At 67.8% G+C, this 18,572-nt stretch carries 19 protein-coding genes and 1 tRNA gene; 8 read left to right on the top strand and 12 right to left on the bottom strand.

The window, feature by feature from the left end; translation table 11 throughout:
- Positions 1-31: 31 nt before the first annotated feature.
- Positions 32-1,000, bottom strand: coding sequence for a phosphate/phosphite/phosphonate ABC transporter substrate-binding protein (gene phnD / locus CDO87_RS15735; protein ID WP_100929657.1), 969 nt, complete (start codon positions 998-1,000; stop codon positions 32-34).
- Positions 1,001-1,042: 42 nt separating this feature from the next.
- Positions 1,043-1,852: a DeoR/GlpR family DNA-binding transcription regulator gene (locus CDO87_RS15740; RefSeq protein WP_308213896.1), complete on the bottom strand. Its 810-nt coding sequence runs from the start codon at positions 1,850-1,852 to the stop codon at positions 1,043-1,045.
- 148 nt (positions 1,853-2,000) lie between these two features.
- Here CDO87_RS15740 and CDO87_RS15745 point away from each other — a divergent pair, with 148 nt between their 5' ends.
- Positions 2,001-3,644: a Na/Pi cotransporter family protein gene (locus CDO87_RS15745; protein ID WP_254698158.1), complete on the top strand. Its 1,644-nt coding sequence runs from the start codon at positions 2,001-2,003 to the stop codon at positions 3,642-3,644.
- Positions 3,645-3,770: 126 nt separating this feature from the next.
- On the opposite strand, the gene CDO87_RS15750 is transcribed toward CDO87_RS15745, so the two are convergent.
- Positions 3,771-3,844, bottom strand: a tRNA-Cys gene (locus tag CDO87_RS15750).
- Positions 3,845-4,075: 231 nt separating this feature from the next.
- Here CDO87_RS15750 and CDO87_RS15755 point away from each other — a divergent pair.
- The 3 genes from CDO87_RS15755 (at position 4,076) to CDO87_RS15765 (ending at position 7,723) form a co-directional block, all read left to right on the top strand.
- Positions 4,076-4,729 carry a protein-L-isoaspartate O-methyltransferase gene (locus CDO87_RS15755; RefSeq protein ID WP_100929660.1) on the top strand — a complete coding sequence of 218 codons (654 nt, stop codon included), beginning with the start codon at positions 4,076-4,078 and terminating at the stop codon, positions 4,727-4,729.
- A 47-nt stretch (positions 4,730-4,776) separates the two neighbouring features.
- On the top strand, positions 4,777-6,186 hold the full coding sequence (locus CDO87_RS15760; RefSeq protein ID WP_254698159.1) for a TolC family outer membrane protein: 1,410 nt from the start codon (positions 4,777-4,779) through the stop codon (positions 6,184-6,186).
- Between the two features lie 70 nt (positions 6,187-6,256).
- Entirely contained in the window at positions 6,257-7,723 is a 1,467-nt protein-coding gene (locus CDO87_RS15765) for a hypothetical protein (protein ID WP_157815013.1), read from the top strand.
- A 118-nt stretch (positions 7,724-7,841) separates the two neighbouring features.
- Here CDO87_RS15765 and CDO87_RS15770 read toward each other — a convergent pair whose 3' ends face one another.
- Positions 7,842-8,162, bottom strand: coding sequence for a DUF6280 family protein (locus CDO87_RS15770; RefSeq protein WP_005863737.1), 321 nt, complete (start codon positions 8,160-8,162; stop codon positions 7,842-7,844).
- A 214-nt stretch (positions 8,163-8,376) separates the two neighbouring features.
- Between CDO87_RS15770 and efp the strand changes: the two genes are divergently transcribed.
- Together efp and CDO87_RS15780 are read left to right on the top strand one after the other, a co-directional pair.
- The gene (efp, locus tag CDO87_RS15775) at positions 8,377-8,940 is read left to right on the top strand and encodes an elongation factor P (protein ID WP_100929663.1); all 564 of its coding nucleotides are present in this window, start codon (positions 8,377-8,379) and stop codon (positions 8,938-8,940) included.
- A gap of 95 nt (positions 8,941-9,035) precedes the next feature.
- On the top strand, positions 9,036-9,521 hold the full coding sequence (locus CDO87_RS15780; RefSeq protein WP_100929664.1) for a GNAT family N-acetyltransferase: 486 nt from the start codon (positions 9,036-9,038) through the stop codon (positions 9,519-9,521).
- Here CDO87_RS15780 and CDO87_RS15785 read toward each other — a convergent pair.
- On the bottom strand, positions 9,518-10,315 hold the full coding sequence (locus CDO87_RS15785; RefSeq protein ID WP_100929665.1) for a fructosamine kinase family protein: 798 nt from the start codon (positions 10,313-10,315) through the stop codon (positions 9,518-9,520). The two genes, CDO87_RS15780 and CDO87_RS15785, sit on opposite strands and share 4 nt — an antisense overlap.
- Complete coding sequence (locus tag CDO87_RS15790) at positions 10,316-11,053, bottom strand: folate-binding protein YgfZ (protein ID WP_100929666.1); 738 nt, start codon at positions 11,051-11,053, stop codon at positions 10,316-10,318. It lies immediately after the preceding gene.
- Positions 11,054-11,116: 63 nt separating this feature from the next.
- Here CDO87_RS15790 and CDO87_RS15795 point away from each other — a divergent pair, with 63 nt between their 5' ends.
- Positions 11,117-11,794 (top strand): TIGR04283 family arsenosugar biosynthesis glycosyltransferase, encoded by a 678-nt coding sequence (locus CDO87_RS15795; protein WP_100929667.1) that lies wholly within the window; start codon positions 11,117-11,119, stop codon positions 11,792-11,794.
- Between the two features lie 105 nt (positions 11,795-11,899).
- Here CDO87_RS15795 and CDO87_RS15800 read toward each other — a convergent pair whose 3' ends face one another.
- Both CDO87_RS15800 and CDO87_RS15805 read right to left on the bottom strand, forming a co-directional pair.
- Positions 11,900-13,708, bottom strand: coding sequence for an ABC transporter ATP-binding protein (locus CDO87_RS15800; RefSeq protein ID WP_198521736.1), 1,809 nt, complete (start codon positions 13,706-13,708; stop codon positions 11,900-11,902).
- Positions 13,705-14,427, bottom strand: a complete 723-nt coding sequence (locus CDO87_RS15805; RefSeq protein WP_100929668.1) for a tyrosine-protein phosphatase — start codon at positions 14,425-14,427, stop codon at positions 13,705-13,707. Before CDO87_RS15805 ends, CDO87_RS15800 begins: the two co-directional genes overlap by 4 nt.
- A 145-nt stretch (positions 14,428-14,572) precedes the next feature.
- On the opposite strand from CDO87_RS15805, the gene CDO87_RS15810 reads away from it, so the two are divergent.
- Positions 14,573-15,769, top strand: coding sequence for an alanine--glyoxylate aminotransferase family protein (locus CDO87_RS15810; protein WP_100930996.1), 1,197 nt, complete (start codon positions 14,573-14,575; stop codon positions 15,767-15,769).
- Between the two features lie 216 nt (positions 15,770-15,985).
- Here CDO87_RS15810 and CDO87_RS15815 read toward each other — a convergent pair whose 3' ends face one another.
- The 4 genes from CDO87_RS15815 to CDO87_RS15830 form a co-directional block, all read right to left on the bottom strand.
- Positions 15,986-16,213: a histidinol phosphate aminotransferase gene (locus tag CDO87_RS15815; protein WP_100929669.1), complete on the bottom strand. Its 228-nt coding sequence runs from the start codon at positions 16,211-16,213 to the stop codon at positions 15,986-15,988.
- A gap of 131 nt (positions 16,214-16,344) precedes the next feature.
- Complete coding sequence (locus CDO87_RS15820) at positions 16,345-17,454, bottom strand: pyridoxal phosphate-dependent aminotransferase (RefSeq protein WP_100929670.1); 1,110 nt, start codon at positions 17,452-17,454, stop codon at positions 16,345-16,347.
- Positions 17,455-17,493: 39 nt separating this feature from the next.
- Positions 17,494-17,823 (bottom strand): DUF1992 domain-containing protein, encoded by a 330-nt coding sequence (locus CDO87_RS15825; protein ID WP_100929671.1) that lies wholly within the window; start codon positions 17,821-17,823, stop codon positions 17,494-17,496.
- Positions 17,820-18,485 (bottom strand): NAD(P)-dependent oxidoreductase, encoded by a 666-nt coding sequence (locus CDO87_RS15830; RefSeq protein WP_100929672.1) that lies wholly within the window; start codon positions 18,483-18,485, stop codon positions 17,820-17,822. The genes CDO87_RS15825 and CDO87_RS15830 overlap by 4 nt, the downstream gene beginning before the upstream one ends.
- Between the last annotated feature and the right edge of the window lie 87 nt (positions 18,486-18,572).

The raw sequence follows: 18,572 nt of genomic DNA on the forward strand, positions 1-18,572 counted from the left end.
GCCCTGTCCGTTGGTTTCTATCGGGGCAGGATCATTCGCAGGCGTAGGACACGCCGTTTGCGGCGTCGATCTTGCGGATCACCTCCCAGAAGTCCTTGTAGTTCATCTCGATGAACTGGGCCTCGTCGGACTTGGAGAACTCCTCCTGCAGGGACGTGCCCTCCCAGTCGAAGCTGAAGAACGCGTCCCTGATCTGGTCCTGAAGCTCGGGCTTGAGGTTGTAGACCACGCCGAAGCCGGTCGTCGGGAAAGTCTGCGACTTGTAGATCGACTTGACCTGGTCCTCGGTGATCACGTCGCGGTCCAGCATCCGGTGCATGACCGAGTTGGCGATGGCCGCCGCCGGGTAGTCCTGGTTGGCGACGCCGAGGATGGAGTTGTCGTGCTTGCCGGAGAACACTGGCTCGAAGTCGGTCTCCGCCTCCATGCCGTATTCCGCCTTGAGGATCGCCGAGGGCGCCTTGAAGCCGGAGTTCGACGTGGGCGAGGTAAAGGCCATCTGCTTGCCCTTGATGTCCTCGACGCTCTCGATGCCGCTTTCGGGATGGGTGATGATCTCCATCTCGTAGCCGAAGTTGCCGTCCGCCGACGCCATGATGGTGAAGGGACGGAAGCCCGCGCAGTTCACCGCCAGCGGGTTCGACCCGGTGTTGAAGCCCGAGATGTGCAGGCGGCCCGACCGCATCGCCTCGATCTGGGCGGCGTTGTTCTGCACCGGGAAGAAGATCACGTCCTTGCCGGTCTTTTCCTTGAGGTGGTCGAGGAAGTCCGACCATGCCGTCTTGTAGACCGCGGGATCCTCCACCGGCGTGTAGGCGAACACCAGCGTGTCCGGGTCGATCCACTGGCTTTCGTCCGTGGGCACGTCCGCCACGAGGTCGCCGTCCGCATCGCAATACCGCGCGTCGAGGTCGCCTTTCGGGCAGTCCTGCGCCTGTGCCGCCGTGGCCAGCAGCGCCGCCACCGACGCGCCGAGCATCAGCCTGAGTGTCTGTGTCATGTGTTTTCCTCCCTTGTGTGCGGCAGTTTCACCGCGTTGTTTTCAGTCCGCCAGGATGAACTCGACGCCTCCCGCCGTCAGTGTCCCGGCAATCTCCGGCCCCGGCACGCGATCCACGATCACGCTGTCGAGGTCTCCCGGTCCTCCAACCGTGTTCAGACCCCGTTTGCCGAATTTCTCCGCGTCGATCAGCAGGTGGCGCCGCGCGGCGCGGCCCAACATGGCGCGCTTCACGGCGGCAAAGCCCCGCACGCTCTCCGAGGGGCCGTCCTCCGTCAGCCCCGAGGCGCCGATCATGCAGCGGTCGACGTTGAACCGCGCGAGGTAGTCGAGCGTGTCGGTCCCCACCACGGCGCTTTCGGCGGGCAGGTATTCCCCCGGACACAGCAGCACCTGCTGCGGGCCCTGCGCCAGCGTCATGGCCACGGGGATCGAATTGGTGATGACGGTGCAGGTCGTGCCGCGCAGGGCAAGCGCCCGGGCGAACTGGATCGTGGTCGACCCGCTGTCGACCATCAGCGTCTCGCCCTCCTCGACCAGCGCCGCGGCGCGCCGCCCGATGCGTTCGCGTTCCCCGATGCGGGCATGCGCGCGTTCGTCCAGCCCCGGGTAATGCCCCGCGCCGGTGGCCATCGCCCCGCCATGCGCCCGCGCCACCAGCCCGTCGTCGGCCAGCGCGTCGAAGTCGCGCCGCACGGTTTCAGTGGAGACGTTGAAGCGCTCCGCCAGCTCGGAAATCCGCAGGTGCGGACGCAGCTTCAACTCCAGCAGGATCTGCTCACGCCGCTCCGACTTGCGCAGCCTCGACGGCGCCGTGTCGGGTTTCGGGGATTGGATGCCGGTCACTGCCACGTTGCGTCCTGACTCGCGTTTCCCGGCCATGTTTGTGGCTTTGCACTCGTTTTACAATCATTTTTGTTGCATATGCCTCATCTTTGCGGTCGTCTTTGGTCAAATACCTCGATTCAAAAAGACTATTGTGGAAAGGGCAGGGGCACCGGTGATCGGTTTCCTCATACATCTGTCGGCGGCCGTGGCGCTGCTGTTGTGGGCGGTCCGGCTGGTCCGCACGGGGATCGAGCGTGCCTTCATGTCCCAGGTGCGGCAGGGCCTGCGCAACCTGTGCCGCAACCGCCTGACGGCGGCCATGGGCGGTATGCTGGCGGCGATGCTGATGCAAAGCGGGACCGCCGTGACCCTGATCGCCAGCGGCTTCATCGCCTCCGCCGCGATCGCCCCCGCGGCGGCGCTGGTGCTGATCGTCGGTGCGGAGCTCGGCTCCGCCCTCATGGCGCGCGTCCTCTTCCTGCCGATCCAGAGCGCGATCCCCGTCCTGTTGCTGGCCGGGGTCATCCTGAACTTCCGCAAGCAGAACCACGCCCTGAAACAGGCGGGCCGGGTGCTGATCGGCCTCGCGCTGATCCTGCTGGCGCTCGGCATGATCCGCGCCGCGACGGCCCCCATTGCCGCCAACGACATCGTGCGCGCCATCGCGGCCTATCTCGCCGGGGACCTGCTCAGCGCCTGGGTGCTGGGCGCGCTTCTGGCGTGGTCCATGCACTCCAGCCTCGCCGCGGTGCTGACAGTGGCCAGTTTTGCCGCGACCGGGCTGACCACGGCGCCGGTGGCCGCCGCCCTCGTGCTGGGCGCGAACTTCGGCGGGGCGATCATCCCCATGACGCTGCTTTCCGGCACCGGCCGCGATGTGCGCGTGGTCGTCACCGCCAACACCCTCGCAAGGGGGAGCCTCGCCGTCGCGGGCCTCCTCGCGCTCTACTTCCTCGAAACGCCCGCGCTCTTCCCGGGGCTGGAGGAAGGGACCCGCGCCGTCACGCTGCACATCCTCTTCAACCTTGTCCTGACCCTCCTCGTGCTGCCGTGGCCGGGCCTTTTCCTCAACGTGTCCGCCCATGTCGTGCGTTCGGACCCCGACGCGCTGCAGGACGACCTGAGCGCGCTCGACCCCGACGCCGTGGCCGATCCCCGCCTCGGCATCGCCTGCGCCCGCCGCGAACTGATGCGCATGGGCGAGACGGTGCAGGCGATGCTCGTGCAGGTGAAACCGCTCTACCGCGCCTGGGACGCGGAGGCCGAGGCGCGCATCCTGCGGCTCGAAGAGGCGGTCGACCGGATGCACTACGAATCGAAGCTCTACATCTCCCGCCTGCGCGCCGGTGACCTGTCCGACAGCCAGTCGCGCCAGACCCTCGAACTGGTGACGGTGGCCAACGGGTTGGAAGAGGCCGCCGACCGCATCGCCGTCAACATGCTCGCCATCGCCCGCAAGATGCACCGCAAGGCGGTCAGCTTCTCCGGCGAGGGGTTGAACGATCTGGAACGGCTGCACGATGTCGTCTGTTCGAACGCCCAGCTTGCGATGGGCGTGCTGACCACCGGCAACCCCGACGACGCGCGGCAGCTCGTGGCCCAGAAGGACGAGATGCGGGGACTGGAACAGCGCCTGCAGGAGCGCCACCTGCAACGGCTTCAGGACCGCAGATCGGACAGCGTGGCCAGCACCAACATGCACCAGGAGTGCCTGCGCCTGCTGAAGCAGATCAACACGTCCTTCACCTACGCGGCCTACCCGATCCTGGAAGAGGCCGGCGCCTTCCTCGGCAGCCGCCTGACGCGAAACGCATGATACGAAACGCCTGAAGGATCGCTCAGGCATCTGCCCATCCGGGCCGAAAACGACAAATACATGGAAAACTGCTCACAAAAAATCGGCGCCCCGAAGGGCGCTGTCCGATAGGATCACGATTTTATGTGGAGGCGAGTACCGGAATCGAACCGGTGTACACGGATTTGCAATCCGCTGCGTCACCACTCCGCCAACTCGCCAGAGTTTCGCCTGATTAGGGCCCCCGCCCGGGGACGTCAAGCGGTTATCCGTCGACTTTCCGATTGCCGCCGCGGCGCGGCCCCGCGCGCGCCGGACCTGCCGGGCGTCCGTTCCTCGGGGGCGTCTGACAGTTGCAACACTACACCCAAGTTTGACCGGCTCAGACATTGCCGCCCCGGTCGGGATGTGGCACAACGCAGTTCAGGCCTCTGAACGAAAGAGTTTAGTGCATGAGCGATTTTGCCACACGACGCCGGATGATGGTCGACACGCAGGTGCGTCCCTCCGACGTGACCGAATTCCCGATCATCGAAGCGATGCTCACCGTCCCGCGCGAAGCCTTCGTGCCGCGTGACCGGATCGAAGCCGCCTATGTCAGCGAGCATGTGCCGCTGGGTGGCGGGCGCGTGCTTCTGGACCCGCGCGTCTTTGCCAAGATGCTGGACGCGCTCGACATTTCCAACGACGACCTCGTGCTCGACGTGGGTGCGGGGCTGGGTTACTCCGCCGCCGTGATCGCCCGCATCGCCGAGGCGGTCGTCGCCGTCGAGGATGACGACACCCGCGCCTCCGAAGCGCAGTCCCTCCTGTCGGAGCACCACGCCGACAACGTGATCCTGCACGAGGGTCCGCTGGACGCCGGTGCCGCCGAACACGGCCCCTACGATGTCATCATCGTCGAGGGCGGGGTGGAGACGCTGCCGGAGACGCTGTGCGACCAGCTCAAGGAAGGCGGCCGCATGGCGGTCATCTTCATGGAAGGCGCGCTCGGCACCGTCCGGGTGGGCCACAAGTACGATGGCGCGATCAACTGGCGCTTCGCGTTCAACGGCACGGCGCCTGTCCTGCCGGGGTTCACGAAGGACGAAGTGTTCGCGCTCTGATACAACCGGACGAGAAGCCGGGACGGGACTTGCGATTGGGGACAGCTATGCTGAGCAGACTGCGCGCGACATGTATCGGAGGGGTGGCCGCGATAGCGGTATCGGTGGCGACCGCCACTGCAGGCTGGGCGGAAACGCTGGCCGAGACGCTCTCCTATACCTACATCCACAGCGGCGTTGTGGAGCAGAACCGCGCGCTGCTGCGCGCCGCCGACGAGGATGTGGCGCAGGCGCTCGCCTCTCTGCGCCCGGTGCTGAACTGGTCCGGTTCGGTGCGGCGCCAGTACGGCACCGCGGGCGCCAGCGGCCTGACCTCGCGCAACATCACCCATGACGCGACCGTGGGCCTCACCGCCGAGATCGTCCTCTACGCCGGCGGCCGCAACCGTCTGGCCCTGGACGTGGCCAAGGAATCCGTGCTTGCGACGCGGGCCGACCTGCTTTCCGCCGAACAGAGCATCCTGCTGCGCGCGGCGAAGGCCTTCCTCGGGATCCGCGAATCCGCGCAGACCCTCGGCCTCCGTCAGAACAACGTCCGCGTCATCCGGCAGGAAGTGCGCGCCGCGCGCGACCGCTTCGACGTGGGCGAGGTGACCCGCACCGACGTCGCGCTGGCAGAGGCGCGCCTCGCCGCCGCCGTGGCCGCGCTGGCCGCCGCCGAAGGTTCGCTGATCCAGGCGGGCGAGGAATTCCACGCCGTCGTCGGCCGCGATCCCGGCAACCTCGTGACGCCGACCTCTCTGCCCTCGCTGCCCGCCAGCGTGGAAGAAGCGAAGCGGCAGGCGTTGCAGCGCCACCCCGACATGCACGCCGCGCAATATGCCGTGGCCGTTCAGGAACTGAACATCCTTATCGCCAAGGGCGCAATGAAGCCGTCCGTCTCGCTGCAGGGCACCTATGGCGTGACGGAGGAATTCGGCAACGACGACTTCTCGCGCGGCGGGTCGGTCTCGCTGCAGGCCAGCGGGCCGATCTACCAGGGCGGGGCGCTGGCCTCGGCGGTGCGTCAGGCCATGGCAGGGCGTGACCAGGCGCGTGCCAACCTGCATGTCGTCAGCCTTACCATCGAACAGCAGGTCGGCGTCGCCTACAGCGCGCTGCGGGTCGCCCGCGCCAACAAGACCTCCTTCGAAGAGCAGGTCCGCGCCGCGGAGACCGCCTTCCGCGGGGTCCGCGAGGAGGCTACGCTGGGCGCACGCACCACGCTGGACGTGCTCGACGCCGAACAGGAACTGCTCGACGCGCGGGCCAACCTGATCTCTGCCCAGATCTCGGAGTTCTCGGCGGCCTACGACGTTCTGGCCTCGCTTGGCCTGATGACGGCGGAGGCGCTGCGGCTGGACGTGCCGCACTTCGATCCGGCGGCCTACTACAACCTCGTCAAGACCGCGCCCGTGGCGCGCAGCAAGCAGGGTCAGGAACTGGACCGTGTCCTCCGCGCCCTCGGAAAAGACTAGTCTTTTTCGGGTCTGTTGTGCGAATTCGCGCAAGCGGGTACATTGGTGACGAGGTCAGAGTGGTAGAATAATGTCAGATCCCGTCACGAACGTAGAGATAGAGGATATCCTGTCTTCGATTCGGCGACTCGTCTCCGAGGACGGTGGCCCGCGCCACCCCCTCCCGAGAGAGGCGAAGCGCGTCGAACGGCTTGTCCTGACGCCGGCCCTGCGGGTGCAGGACGCCCCGCCGCCCAGGCCGCAGCCCGCGCCGGAACCGATGCTTCTCACCAATCCGTCGGAGACGCCCGAACCGTCACAGCCAAGCCGCCTGGCCCGGCTGGTCGAGCGGGAGGTCGCCCGCGTCTTCGGGTCCGGTGACGACAGGGCAGGGCGCGCCGGCAAGGACGACAGAGTCGCCGCCGAAGACAGCGAAGACATCGGGTACACCGCCGCAGAGGCGGAGGACGATCCGGTGGCGGAGATCGCCGACTGGACCCGCGTCCGCCTGTCTGAACCGATGTCGCGCTACGACCATGACGCCGTCGGGCTGGACACCCCCGAGGACGAGGAAGAGCCCTCCGATGCACCGGACGAGGCCGAGCTTGACGCGGTCCTCGACGCCCTCGCGTCTGTCGACGAGCCCGCAGCGGACGACGACGAGGCCCTCTCGCTTGAGGCGCTGCAGGACGTTCAGGACACGCCGGAGGACGACACGCTCGACCTCTCCGCCGTGCTGGCAGAGGCAGAGGCCGTCACCGACTTCGGCCCGATGGACCGCGGTCTGGAGGCGAAGATCGCCGCGCTGGAGGCGCTGATCAACAGCCGTGACGACAGTGCCACGCCTGTCGCCACGGACGCGCAGCAGGCCACACCGGACCATGCCGACGAGGATGATAACGACGCGGACACCGCCCTCGCAGAGCCGGGCTATGACGCAACGTCATCCGCCCGACCGGAGGAAGAGGACCCCACCGACGACCTTTCCGACCACGTCGACGAGGCCGAAGCGTTGGTTCACATGATGTCGCAAGAGGCAGATTCGTGGGATGCCGACGCCGCGCGGGACGTCCATCAGGACGCGGCCCGGGCCGAAAGTCACGCAGACGTGACGGCTTCGATGCGCCCGACGCTCTCCGTTGTCCCGGATGACGAGATCGACGTCTGGGACGATCTGGCGGACGAGACACCGGAACCGGAAAAACAGCAGGCAGACGACCCGGAAGAAAGCAGCGCACGCGCCGCCACCGGCCCGGCCTTCCGTCACCGCCCGCCTGAGCCGATGCTCGACTGGGAAGACCACGCGCCCCGCAGGGACAGCGCACGTCAGGCCGTGGCGCCGCGCGCCGACGCCGACCGCGACGAAGAGACCTCGCAGCCCGTCGCGCAGGCGTCCGACGACGCGCCCTACCTGGACGAGGCGATGCTGCGCGACATGGTGTCGGAGATCGTCCGCCAGGAACTTCAGGGCGTGCTCGGAGAGCGGATCACCCGCAACGTGCGCAAGCTGGTCCGCCGCGAAATCCATCGCGTGATGATGACACAGGACTTCGACTGACGCGCACGCGTCCGTCCGCCGCGAGATCCCGATCAGGGCTACGCAACGTAAATCCTTGTTCTGAAAAGAAAAACCCGCTCCGAAGAGCGGGTTTTTTCAGCTTGGCAGCAGTTTGGGTTCAGGCAGCTTCGGCCTGCTGAGCGGCATGACGACGCTCGCTCTCTTCGCGCGACAGCGCAACGGACGTACGAACGCCCTTCGAGACAAACTCCATCAGCCCGTTCACGACACGCTCGTTCGGGTCGATCCCGGCACAGGACAGAACTTCGCGCCCGTCGCGCGAACGCGCCCAGCGGGCGATCTGCTCCGGCCCGTTGCCATACTTCTTGTCATCGGCAATCGCATCGTCCAGAGCGGCGAGAACCACGGCCGCAAACAGCTTGCGGGCACGGTTGCCTTGCTCGGCGTTGAATGCGGTGCCGTCAACGAAATCCTTCATAGTGCGACCTTTGATTATTGCTCTTGTGTTCGGCGTAACGCGGGTTATGGCCTATCTGTTCCGATTCGGATACCCCGATACAGCATAGCTCTATTGCGGCTGGCGCATGACTGCTGCAAGTGCAGCACGACATATCGTTGTCTTGCCAGCCACCAACGGGCCAGATATAGGAGCGGTCGAAGTTTCATCAACCTTTCGACACGGAAAAGCTCCCATGCCCAAGATCAACGGTAACGAGATCCGTCCAGGCAATGTTCTAGAGCATGACGGCCATCTTTGGGCCGCTGTGAAGGTCGATCACGTAAAGCCCGGCAAGGGCGGCGCTTTCGCCCAGGTCGAGCTCAAGAACCTTCGTAACGGGTCAAAACTTAACGAACGCTTTCGGTCCGCCGACAAAGTCGAGCGCGTGCGCCTCGAACAGAAGGACATGCAGTTCCTCTACGAGACCGACGGCCGCCTGACCTTCATGGACACGGAAACCTTCGAGCAGGTCGAGCTGGACGCCGACATCCTCGGCGAGCGTCGCCCGTTCCTGCAGGACGGCATGACCATCGTCGTGGAATTCCACGAATCCGAGGCGCTGAACGCCACGCTGCCGCAGAAGGTCATCTGCACCATCGAAGAGACCGAGCCGGTGGTGAAGGGCCAGACCGCGGCCAACAGCTTCAAGCCCGCGCTGCTCGACAACGGCGTGCGCGTGACGGTGCCCCCCTTCGTCGGCACCGGCGAGCAGATCGTCGTGAACACCGAGACCATGGAGTATTCGGAACGCGCATAACCCGCGCGGCCTGAACCCATTCCCCCGTGCAACCGCCGGGGGCGATATACAGACAGAAAAGGCCTCCGGCTCTCACAGCCAAGGAGGCCTTTTTCATGATTACCGAAGCCACGCAGAGCGACCTGGGCGGGCTTGTGCCGCTCTTCCGGTCCCTCAACGACCTGCACGCGGTCCACGTGCCCGACCGCTTCCACGATGCCGCCAGCGACGCGGACCTGCACGAGGTTCTGCAGGGCGCCTGGCACGCCGGGAGCCGGTTCCTCGTCTACCGCACCGAAGGCGTGGCGCGCGGCTACCTCAAGTGGCAGATGCTGCCCGAGGGCGTCGCCGCGCTGGAACGCCCCCGCCGCACGGCCCTTCTGGATCACATCTGGGTGGAACCGATCTGGCGGCGCCGGGGCCTGGCCTCGCGGCTCATCGACCGGTTCGAGCGGGACAGCGCAGGGGCAGGGGCGCGCGGCTGGACGGTGCGGGTGCATGCCTTCAACGCCGCTTCCGCCGCGCTGATGCAGCGCCACGGGGCCAGGCTGTCGGTGCAGTCCTTCGACAAATGCGCAGCGCCCGCCCGGATCGGTGCCTAGACGCGCGCCAGTGTCAGCAGGCGCTCCACCAGACCGAAGTAGCTGCCGCCGAAAAGGTGCAGGTGCACCAGCGCGGGGAACAATTGGTAGATCGGGCGGCGTGCCTCGTGCCCGCGGCGCAACTCGCCATAGCCGTCGTGAAAGGACGGGCCCGGCTTGCCGAACAGGTGCAGCATGGCAATGTCCACCTCCGGGTCGCCGAAGTAGCAGGCCGGGTCGATCAGCCACGCCCGATCGCCGGAGAACAGCGCGTTGCCGCTCCAGAGGTCGCCGTGCAGCAGCATCGGCGTCACGTCCTCCAGCCGGTCGGGCAGGGCGCCGGCCAGCGTCTCCACCCGCCGGGCGAGGGCGGCGGGCAGGTGCGGCAGGAACGGCAGCAGCCGCGCCTCGCACCAGAACGACGGCCAGTCCGGGCGCGGCGTCATGTCGAGCCTCAGCGCCCCGAAGGCGTAGCCCTCCGGCCATCCCGTGCTGCGGCCCGCGGTGGCGTGCAGCCGCCGCAGCCCCCGTCCCAGCGCGTGCCAGCCGGCATCGGTGGCGGGGCTTTCCTCCAGCCATTCGAGGCAGAGGATGTCGCGGCCCTGGAACAGCACGCGCGGCACCGGCGCGCCGGTGCGGTCCATGGCCTGCAGCATCCGCGCCTCGACGGCCACGTTGGCGCCGACCTTGACCGCCATGCGGCGGCCGTCGGCCAGGTCGACGCGGGCCACCTCGGACAGGTCGCCGCCGTGCAGGTGGCGGACCGCCGTGACACGGGTCTCGAACGTCGCGGCAAGGTAGGGGCCGGGGATCACCTAGCCGACCATCGACACATGGACGTCGCCCGCCATCATGTCCTCTCCGGCGCGGTCGAAGCGCAGGTAGGCGATGGCCTCGTTGCCCGCTTGGGTGAACAGCGTGCCCGCCTCCTTGCCGTTGCTGACGATCGTCGTGCCGACCGGCGCGTGGCCGTCGATGGCGACCCGCGCCAGTCCCTTGCGCAGCTCCGTCTTGTGCTTCATCCGGGCGGTGACCTCCTGCCCGACATAGCAGCCCTTCTTGAAATCGACGCCGTTCAGGCGTTCGAACCCGGCTTCCAGGATGAAGGTGTCCGGTGTCAGCTCCACCCCGGCGCGCGGCACGCAGGCGGCGACGCGCAGCGCGTCCCAGTCGGCCTCGCCGGCGGGTTGCCCGGCATAGCCGCGCCAGCCCAGCCGAGGATCGCGCGGATCGGCAAAGGCGCCCTCGGGCGGGGTGCCCGTGCCGCGTGTCACCACGAGGTCGGTCTCGGTGATCTCCACCGGCGTGCGCAGCTTGTACATGCTCAGCGCCTGCATCAGGCTGACCGTCAGCGCCACCTCCACGTCGATCAGGACATCCTCGCCATCGGGGACGAGGAAGAAATCGGCGCGGTACTTGCCCTGCGGCGTCAGCAGGGCGGCATAGACCAGCCCCTCGTCCAGCCGCTCAACGTCGTTTGTCACCAGTCCCTGAAGGAACTCCCGCGCCTTGGCGCCGTGGACCCTCAGGACGGTTCGGCTCTCTTGCGTCATGTCTATTCTTTCACCTCTGGCTTCAGGGTGTCATATAGACCCGCGAAGCCAGAGATGACAGACATGCCCGCTCCGATCACCGTCCTGATGCCAACCCTGAACGCGGCGGCCGACATGCCCCGCGCTCTGGCGTCGCTGGGCGAGGGGCTGACCGAAGGGCTGATCCGCGAACTGATCGTCAGCGACGGCGGCTCCACCGATGCGACGCTGGACATCGCCGATGCGGCGGGCGCCACGATCGTGACCGGCCCGGCCTCGCGCGGCGGGCAGTTGCGCCGCGGCGCGGTCCGGGCGCGGGCGGACTGGCTGATGGTGCTGCACGCCGACACCGTGCTGGGGCAGGGCTGGACCCGCCCCGCGGCCGAGGCCATCCGCCACGGGCAGGCGGGCTATTTCACCCTGCGCTTCGACGCCACGGGCCTCGCGCCGCGCGTCGTCGCGGGATGGGCCAACCTGCGGGCGCGGAGTTTCGGCCTGCCCTACGGCGATCAGGGCCTGCTGCTGCCGAAGGCGCTCTACGACGAGGTCGGCGGCTACCCGGACATCCCGCTGATGGAGGACGTGGCCCTCGCCCGCGCGCTGAAGGGTCAGCTGAAGCCGCTGGACGTCATCGCCACCACATCGGCAGAGCGGTATCGCAGGCAGGGGTGGATCGTGCGCGGCGGGCGCAACCTCTCGACACTGACCCGCTACCTCGCCGGTGCCGATCCGGAGACGCTGGCACGCCGCTACCGGAGCTGACGTCAGGCCCGCCCCACAAGCGCAGCACGGGCGCTGATCGGGGACTGAATGGGCAAGTAGGCACCAAGTCAGCACAAGACCCCGTGAGAGGCCACAGCGCGCCTCTCAGGCCGTTCCGGTGGCAGAAGCCCCTTCGTCCGCGTCGGCGGCGTCCCCGGCCTTCCGCGTCTCGAACTGCATCCGGTAGAGCGCGGCATAGGCGCCGCCCTTTTCCAGCAGCGCGTCATGGGTGCCTTCCTCGACAACCCGGCCCGCGTCCATCACCACGATCTTGTCGGCGTTGCGCACGGTGGACAGCCGGTGGGCGATCACGATGGTCGTCCGCCCGACCGCCAGTTCCTCCAGCGCCGCCTGCACGATGGCCTCCGACTGGGTGTCGAGCGCGCTTGTCGCCTCGTCCAGCAGCAGCACCGGCGTGTCGCGCAGTACCGCCCGCGCGATGGCCACCCGCTGCCGCTGCCCGCCCGAAAGCGTCGATCCGCGCGGCCCGACCCGCGTGTCCAGCCCGTTTGCCAGCCGCGGCAGGAAGTCCTGCACATGCGCGGCCTTCAGCGCGGCCTGCAACTGCTCTTCGGTCACCTTGCGGTCCAGCACGATGTTGGAGCGCAGCGTCTCGTCGAACAGCAGCGCCTCCTGGCTGACGGTCGAGATCATGCCGCGCAGGTCCGCCAGCCGCATGGCCGAGACCTCGGTTCCGCCGATGGTGACCGCGCCCTCCTGCGGATCGACCAGCCGGGTCAGCAGGTGGAAGATGGTGGATTTGCCCGCCCCCGATGCGCCGACCAGCGCCGTCGTCTTGCCCGGCTCGGCGCTGAAGGTCACGCCGCGCAGCACCTTGCTGTCGCCGTAGGACAGGCGCACGTCGCGCAGGTCGATGCGCGGGGTGCCCGTGGGCGCCGGCAGCGGATGCTCCGGGTCCTTCAGCGCGGGCTCGGTGTGCATCACCTCGATCACCCGTTCGATGCTGGCGGCGGCGACCTGCCAGGACCCGCTGATCGCGCCGAGGCGGCGCAGCGGATCGAACATCATGCCGATGGCGGTGAAGAAGGTCATGAACTCGCCGATGGTCTTGCCGCCGTCCTGGATCTCGCGGCCCGCGAAATACAGGATGCCGAAGAAGCCGATGCCCGACATGATGTCGATCAGCGACGGCATCAGCGCCTGACCGGCGACCGAGCGCGTCTCGCCCAGGATGCGCTTCTTGGCCAGCTTGCGGTAGCTCTTGGCCTGATAGGTTTCGAGCTGGTTCAGCTTCACCGGGGTGATGCCGTGGAAGACCTCGTTCAGCCGGGTCGACTGACCGGCGGCGATGTTGCGCACCCAGCGGGCGTTGTTGCGCACGAAACGCTGGAGCAGGGCGCCCGGCGCGATCATCAGCGGCGCACCGATCAGCGCGATCAGCGTCCACTGCCAGTCCGTCCACATCGCCACGCCGAAGAGCCAGATGAAGGTCAGCGCGTCGCGCCCGGCGCCGGTCAGCACCGTGCTCCAGACCTTGGCGATGGCGCCCACGTCGCCCTCGACCCGCTGGATCAGGTGCCCCGGGCCGACCTCGTTGTGATAGGACACGTCGAGCCGCATCAGATGCTCCAGCATGTCCTGCCGGATGTCGGCCATGCTGCGCTGCGCGGCACGGTTCAGCACCACCTTCTGCGCCACGCTCGACACGGCGCGGAAGAAGAACAGCGCCAGCACGATCAGCCCCACGCGCAGCAATGCGCCGCGGTCGTCGGTCGAGAACACGTCGTCGAAGAGCGGCTCCATCATCACCGCGAAACCCGCGGTCATGGAGCTTTCGAGCGCCATGAACACCAGCGCGACGGTCAGGAGTTTCCAGTACTTCCGGAGGTAACGCTTCCACAACCAGCCCAGAAGCCGCGTGGGCGGGGTCTGTATCGGGGCTTCCTCGCTCATGCGTCGCGCTCCGTCATCAGGCGCTGCGCGACCTCGGCCTCGGGCTGGCGCGCCTCCCAGCCTTCCTGCAGGGGATTGGCGCGGTATTCGTGCCGGATCCACTCCTCGAAACCGATCTGTCCCAGCGCCAGACGTGCGCCATAAACCCGCAGGATGTAGTCCTGCACGCCGGTCTTGGTGAAGTCGAGGTGGATGTACTTCAGGCCAAGCTGCTTCTGCGCGACCTCGATCGGCGCGTCCTCGAAGATCAGCAGGTACATCGCGGCGACGAAGCCCGCGCGGTCCGCACCGGACTTGCAGTGGAACATCATCGGTTTCTCGGCGGCGCGCAGGGCGTCGATCACCGCCACGATCTTGCTGCGCGGCGCCGCCGTGCGCGCCCAGAGCTTCGCATCGACCAGCGTCAGCCCCAGCGCCTCGCAGCTTTCCTTCTCGAAAAGGTACTGCGCCCGCTTGTCCGGGCCGCGCAGGTTGATGACCGTCTTTATCCCCATCTTCGCATAACGCTCGAACCGGCCGTGCGTGGGCTGGTTCGACCGGTACACCCCCGGCGCGATCTCGAAGAAGTTGGTCCACAGGATGCGCAGAAAGGCATGGTCGAACAGGTGGAAATGCAGCGTCGACCAGCGCCGCGCCTTCGGATCCGTGATGTCGGTGCCGAAGGAATGGCGCAGGCGACGTTCCGCCTTGTCCAGTTTGTCGCGCAGTCGTGCCAGCATCGAAGGTTCCAAGCGTCAGTGTCGCCGTTTACGCGGCAAACCCCCCGGTGTCCAGCAACAGGCCCATGCCCTGCGGCGCCCGGGGGTATTGACGGCGCGGCGCAGGCGGTGAAGGGTCGCGCCGTTCTGGAATATGGAGGACCGGATGACACTTTCACAGGGGCGTGCCCACGTTGCGATTCCCGGCCCTTCGGTGATGCCGGACGCGGTGCTGCAGGCGATGCACCGCCCGGCGCCCGACATCTACTCGGGCGATCTGCACGGCATGGTCGACAGCCTCGTGCCCGACCTGCGCTACGTGGCGGGCACGAAGGGCCATGTCGCCATGTACATCTGCAACGGCCACGGCGCGTGGGAGGCCTCGTTGTCGAACGTGGTGGCACCGGGCGAAACCGTGCTGGTGCCCGCCTGCGGCCGCTTCGGCCTCGGCTGGGCCGAGGTGGCGCGCGGCCTCGGGATCGAGGTCGACCTGATCGACCACGGCCGCCAGCGTCCCATCGACCCGGAACTGGTGCGTGAAGCCCTCCGCGCCGACAAGGGCCAGAAGATCAAGGCCGTGCTGGCGGTGCACACCGACACCTCTTCGTCGGTCCGCTCCGACATCGCCGCGCTGCGCAGGGTGCTGGACGAGGAAGGGCACCCCGCGCTGCTGATGGCGGACTGCGTGGCCTCGATGGCCTGCGACGAGTTCCGCATGGACGACTGGGGCGCCGACGTGGCGATCACCGGCTCGCAGAAGGGGCTGATGGTACCGCCGGGCATGGCCTTCGTGTTCTTCAACGACAAGGCCAAGGCGGTGCGCGCCGCCATGCCCCGGGTCACCAACTACTGGGACTGGACGCAGCGCGCCGAGCCCGAGATGTTCTACCAGTACTTCGGCGGCACCGCGCCGACGCACCACCTCTATGGCCTGCGCGCCGCGCTCGACATGATCCGCGCCGAGGGGATGGAGGCGATCTGGAACCGCCACGCACGGCTGGCCGCCGCGCTCTGGGCCGCGGTGGAACATTGGGGACAGGACGGCCCCTTCAAGCTGAACATCGCCGACCCCGCGCACCGCTCGCACGCGGTGACGGCCATGGCGATCGGCAAGGGCAACGCCGACCGGCTGCGCAAATGGTCCTCGGAAGAGGCGGGGGTGACGCTGGGCGTTGGCCTCGGCGTGACCGACCCGGACGACCCCACCGCGTCTGGCTATTTCCGCATCGGCCACATGGGCCACATCAACGCGCACATGATGCTGGGTACGCTGGGCGTGATCGAGACCGGGCTGAAGGTGCTGAAGATCCCGCACACCCCCGGCGGCGTGGCGCAGGCGGCAGAGGTGCTGGCCGCCGGCTGACCAAAGCGGGCGCGCCACCGTCAATGAGGCGGAGCGCCTGCGGCGCACAGGTCGTCTCGGCCGGGGCCTTCGTGCCCCGCCCTCGGGATGGCACGCACCGGAACGGCCCCCCCGGCGGGGCCCGCCCAGGGCACCGGACGCTGGCCGCGAAAGCGCCAAGCTTCGGCTCTACGGACTGATCAATGAAATCGGGATGCGCTGTGCGCGCCGCCCCGCTCAGGCCTTGTCGGTGTTGGCCGAGGGCGGCTCGATCCCGGCGTCCCTGCGGCGGCGCGCCTGGTCCAGCCGGGTGATGAGGTGGTTCAGGATGGCCGCGATCAGGATCACCGGGGCAAGCCCCCAGACGGACCAGATCGCGACGAGGATCCAGAGCAGGTTCACGAAGAGCAGGATCATGTTGGCGGTCATGTAATCCTCGACCGGTTGCGGATGATGGTTCTGCATGGCGGCGGCTCCGGGCCCTGATCCCGCACCCTGTCGGGGTGCCGTTGACCAAAGCCTAGCGCATCTGCCGCAGGAGTCCCGTCCACTCTGCGTGAATTTGGTAAACCCTGCGTTAACGCGGGCAGGGACGGTCAGCCGTTGCGCGCCCGCGCCAGTGCCTTGGGCAGCGCCTCTTCGAGGATGTCCATGTCCTCCGGGCGGCCGGCGGTGATGCGGATGCAGCGGTCCTGCGGCGCCACGAAGGGCATCCGGACGAACACGCCGTCCTCCGCCAGCGCGGCCAGCACCGCACGGGCAAAGGCGCCGTCGCTGCCGCAATCCACCGCGACGAAGTTCGTGCCGGAGGGCAGGGTGCTCAGCCCGTTGGCCTCCGCGATGCGGGTGATGCGCGTTTTCGACTCGTCCACCAGCCGCAGCACGTCGCCCAGCCAGGCCTTGTCCTGCAGCGCCGCCAGCGCGCCCGCCAGCGACAGGCGCGACATGCCGAAATGGTTGCGGATCTTGTCGAAGGCCTTGATCAGCCCCTGCGCGCCCACCGCGTAGCCGATGCGCGCCCCGGCCATGCCATGCGCTTTCGAAAAGGTGCGGAAGCGAATCACGCGCGGGTCCTCGGGGTCGAGATCCGGCGAGGTGCCGTCCGGCGCGAACTCGATATAGGCCTCGTCCAGCGCCAGCACGCAGCCGTCGGGCAGGTGGTCGAGCGCCGAGACGATCTCGCTGCCCTTGTGGAAGGTGCCCATCGGGTTGTCGGGGTTCGACAGGTAGACGATCTTTGCGTCGACCTCCGCGGCCTTGGCGAACAGCGCCGCCGGGTCCTCGCGGTCCTTGACGAAGGGGACCTTGTGCAAGACGCCGCCATAACCCGCGACATGGTAGTTGAAGGTCGGATAGGCCCCGTCCGAGGTCACGACCGCATCGCCCGGTGCCACCAGCAGCCGCACGAAATTCCCCAGAAGCCCGTCGATGCCGGAGCCCAGCACGATGTTCGCAGGCGTCACGCCCATCTGCTCGGAGAGCGCGCCCTTCAGGTCCAGATGGCTCGAATCGGCGTATTTCCAGATCTCCACCGCCTCGTCCTGCATCGCCGCGATGGCGAAGGGCGAGGGGCCGAACACGCTTTCATTGGCGCCCAGACGCGCCCGGAACGGCGCACCGCGCTGGCGTTCCAGCGCCTCGGGGCCAACGAACGGCACGGTTGCGGGAAGGTCGGCGATCAGGTCGGGGTAACGGGGTCCACTCATGGCTGCGCAATATGCCGCGGGATTTCCGCCGTGCAAGCGTTATCGCAGGAACTTGCGGCGCGCTTCCCGGGCGATCTCGTAACGCAGTTGCAGGTCGGCGATCCGCGCCATAAGGCGTTTGCGCGCGTCGGGGTCCGTGGCGGCCTGCCAGTCGGTGCGCGCGGCGTCCAGCTGCGCCTTCAGCGCGATCTCCTCGGGCAGGGCGCCGGCCTCCGCCATGATGCGGAAGCCCACCGCGTCGCCCGCATCGACCTGCGCATCGCCGGGACGCTTCGGCAGCGGCTTGCCCTCGCCGGACAGGCCGGAAAGCGCGCCCTCCGCCTCCGCCTTGCGGATCTGCGCTTCGGTCAGCCTGTGCCAGCCTCTCATCCCGTGGCCCTCCCTGGGCGGCTGACCCGGCGCGCCAGCACCGGTGCGGTGCCGTATGTCGCCGGATCGTCCAGACATTTTACCACGTATTCCGCCACGTCAGCACGGCTGATCACGCCCATCCGCCATGTCTCCGGCGCAACCATCACCTCGATGTCGTGGCAGGCGCGGTTGCCGGTCAGGATCGTCGGGCGCACCAGCGTCCAGTCGAGCGACGAGGCGCGGATGATCTCCTCCTGCCGGGTCTTGTCCTTGTAGGGCTCCGACAGCAGGACCCGGTGGCCCAGCCGCTCCGGCGTGGACAGCGCCGACACGCTGTCGCCCGCGCCGATCCCGGTGATCGCGACCAGCCGCCTCACGCCCTGCGCCTCCATCAGCGGCACCAGCGCCCGCGTCGCATCGGAGAACAGCGTCACCCGCCGCCACAGCATCGCGATGCTCTCCTTCATGCCAAGCGCCATGACCACCGCATCGACGCCCTCCAGCGCGGGGCCGAGATCGGCGGAGTTCGTGGCGTCCCCCGCGACCGGCTCCAGCCCCTCGCGCGGGGGCATCGACCCGGCGGAGCGTGACATCGCCCGCACCGTGTGACCCGCCGCCAGGGCGGCCTCCACCACCTTCAGACCGATCCCCCGGCTGCCTCCCAGAACAAGCAGTTTCATGGCGACGCACCTCCTGCGGGTTGTTGACCATCACAGTTCCTTAACTTGACCCGGCAGCGTCAAAAGGCCAGTTTCGCCGCCGAGCAG

This window comes from Sagittula sp. P11, assembly GCF_002814095.1.
Classification (GTDB): Bacteria; Pseudomonadota; Alphaproteobacteria; order Rhodobacterales; family Rhodobacteraceae; genus Sagittula.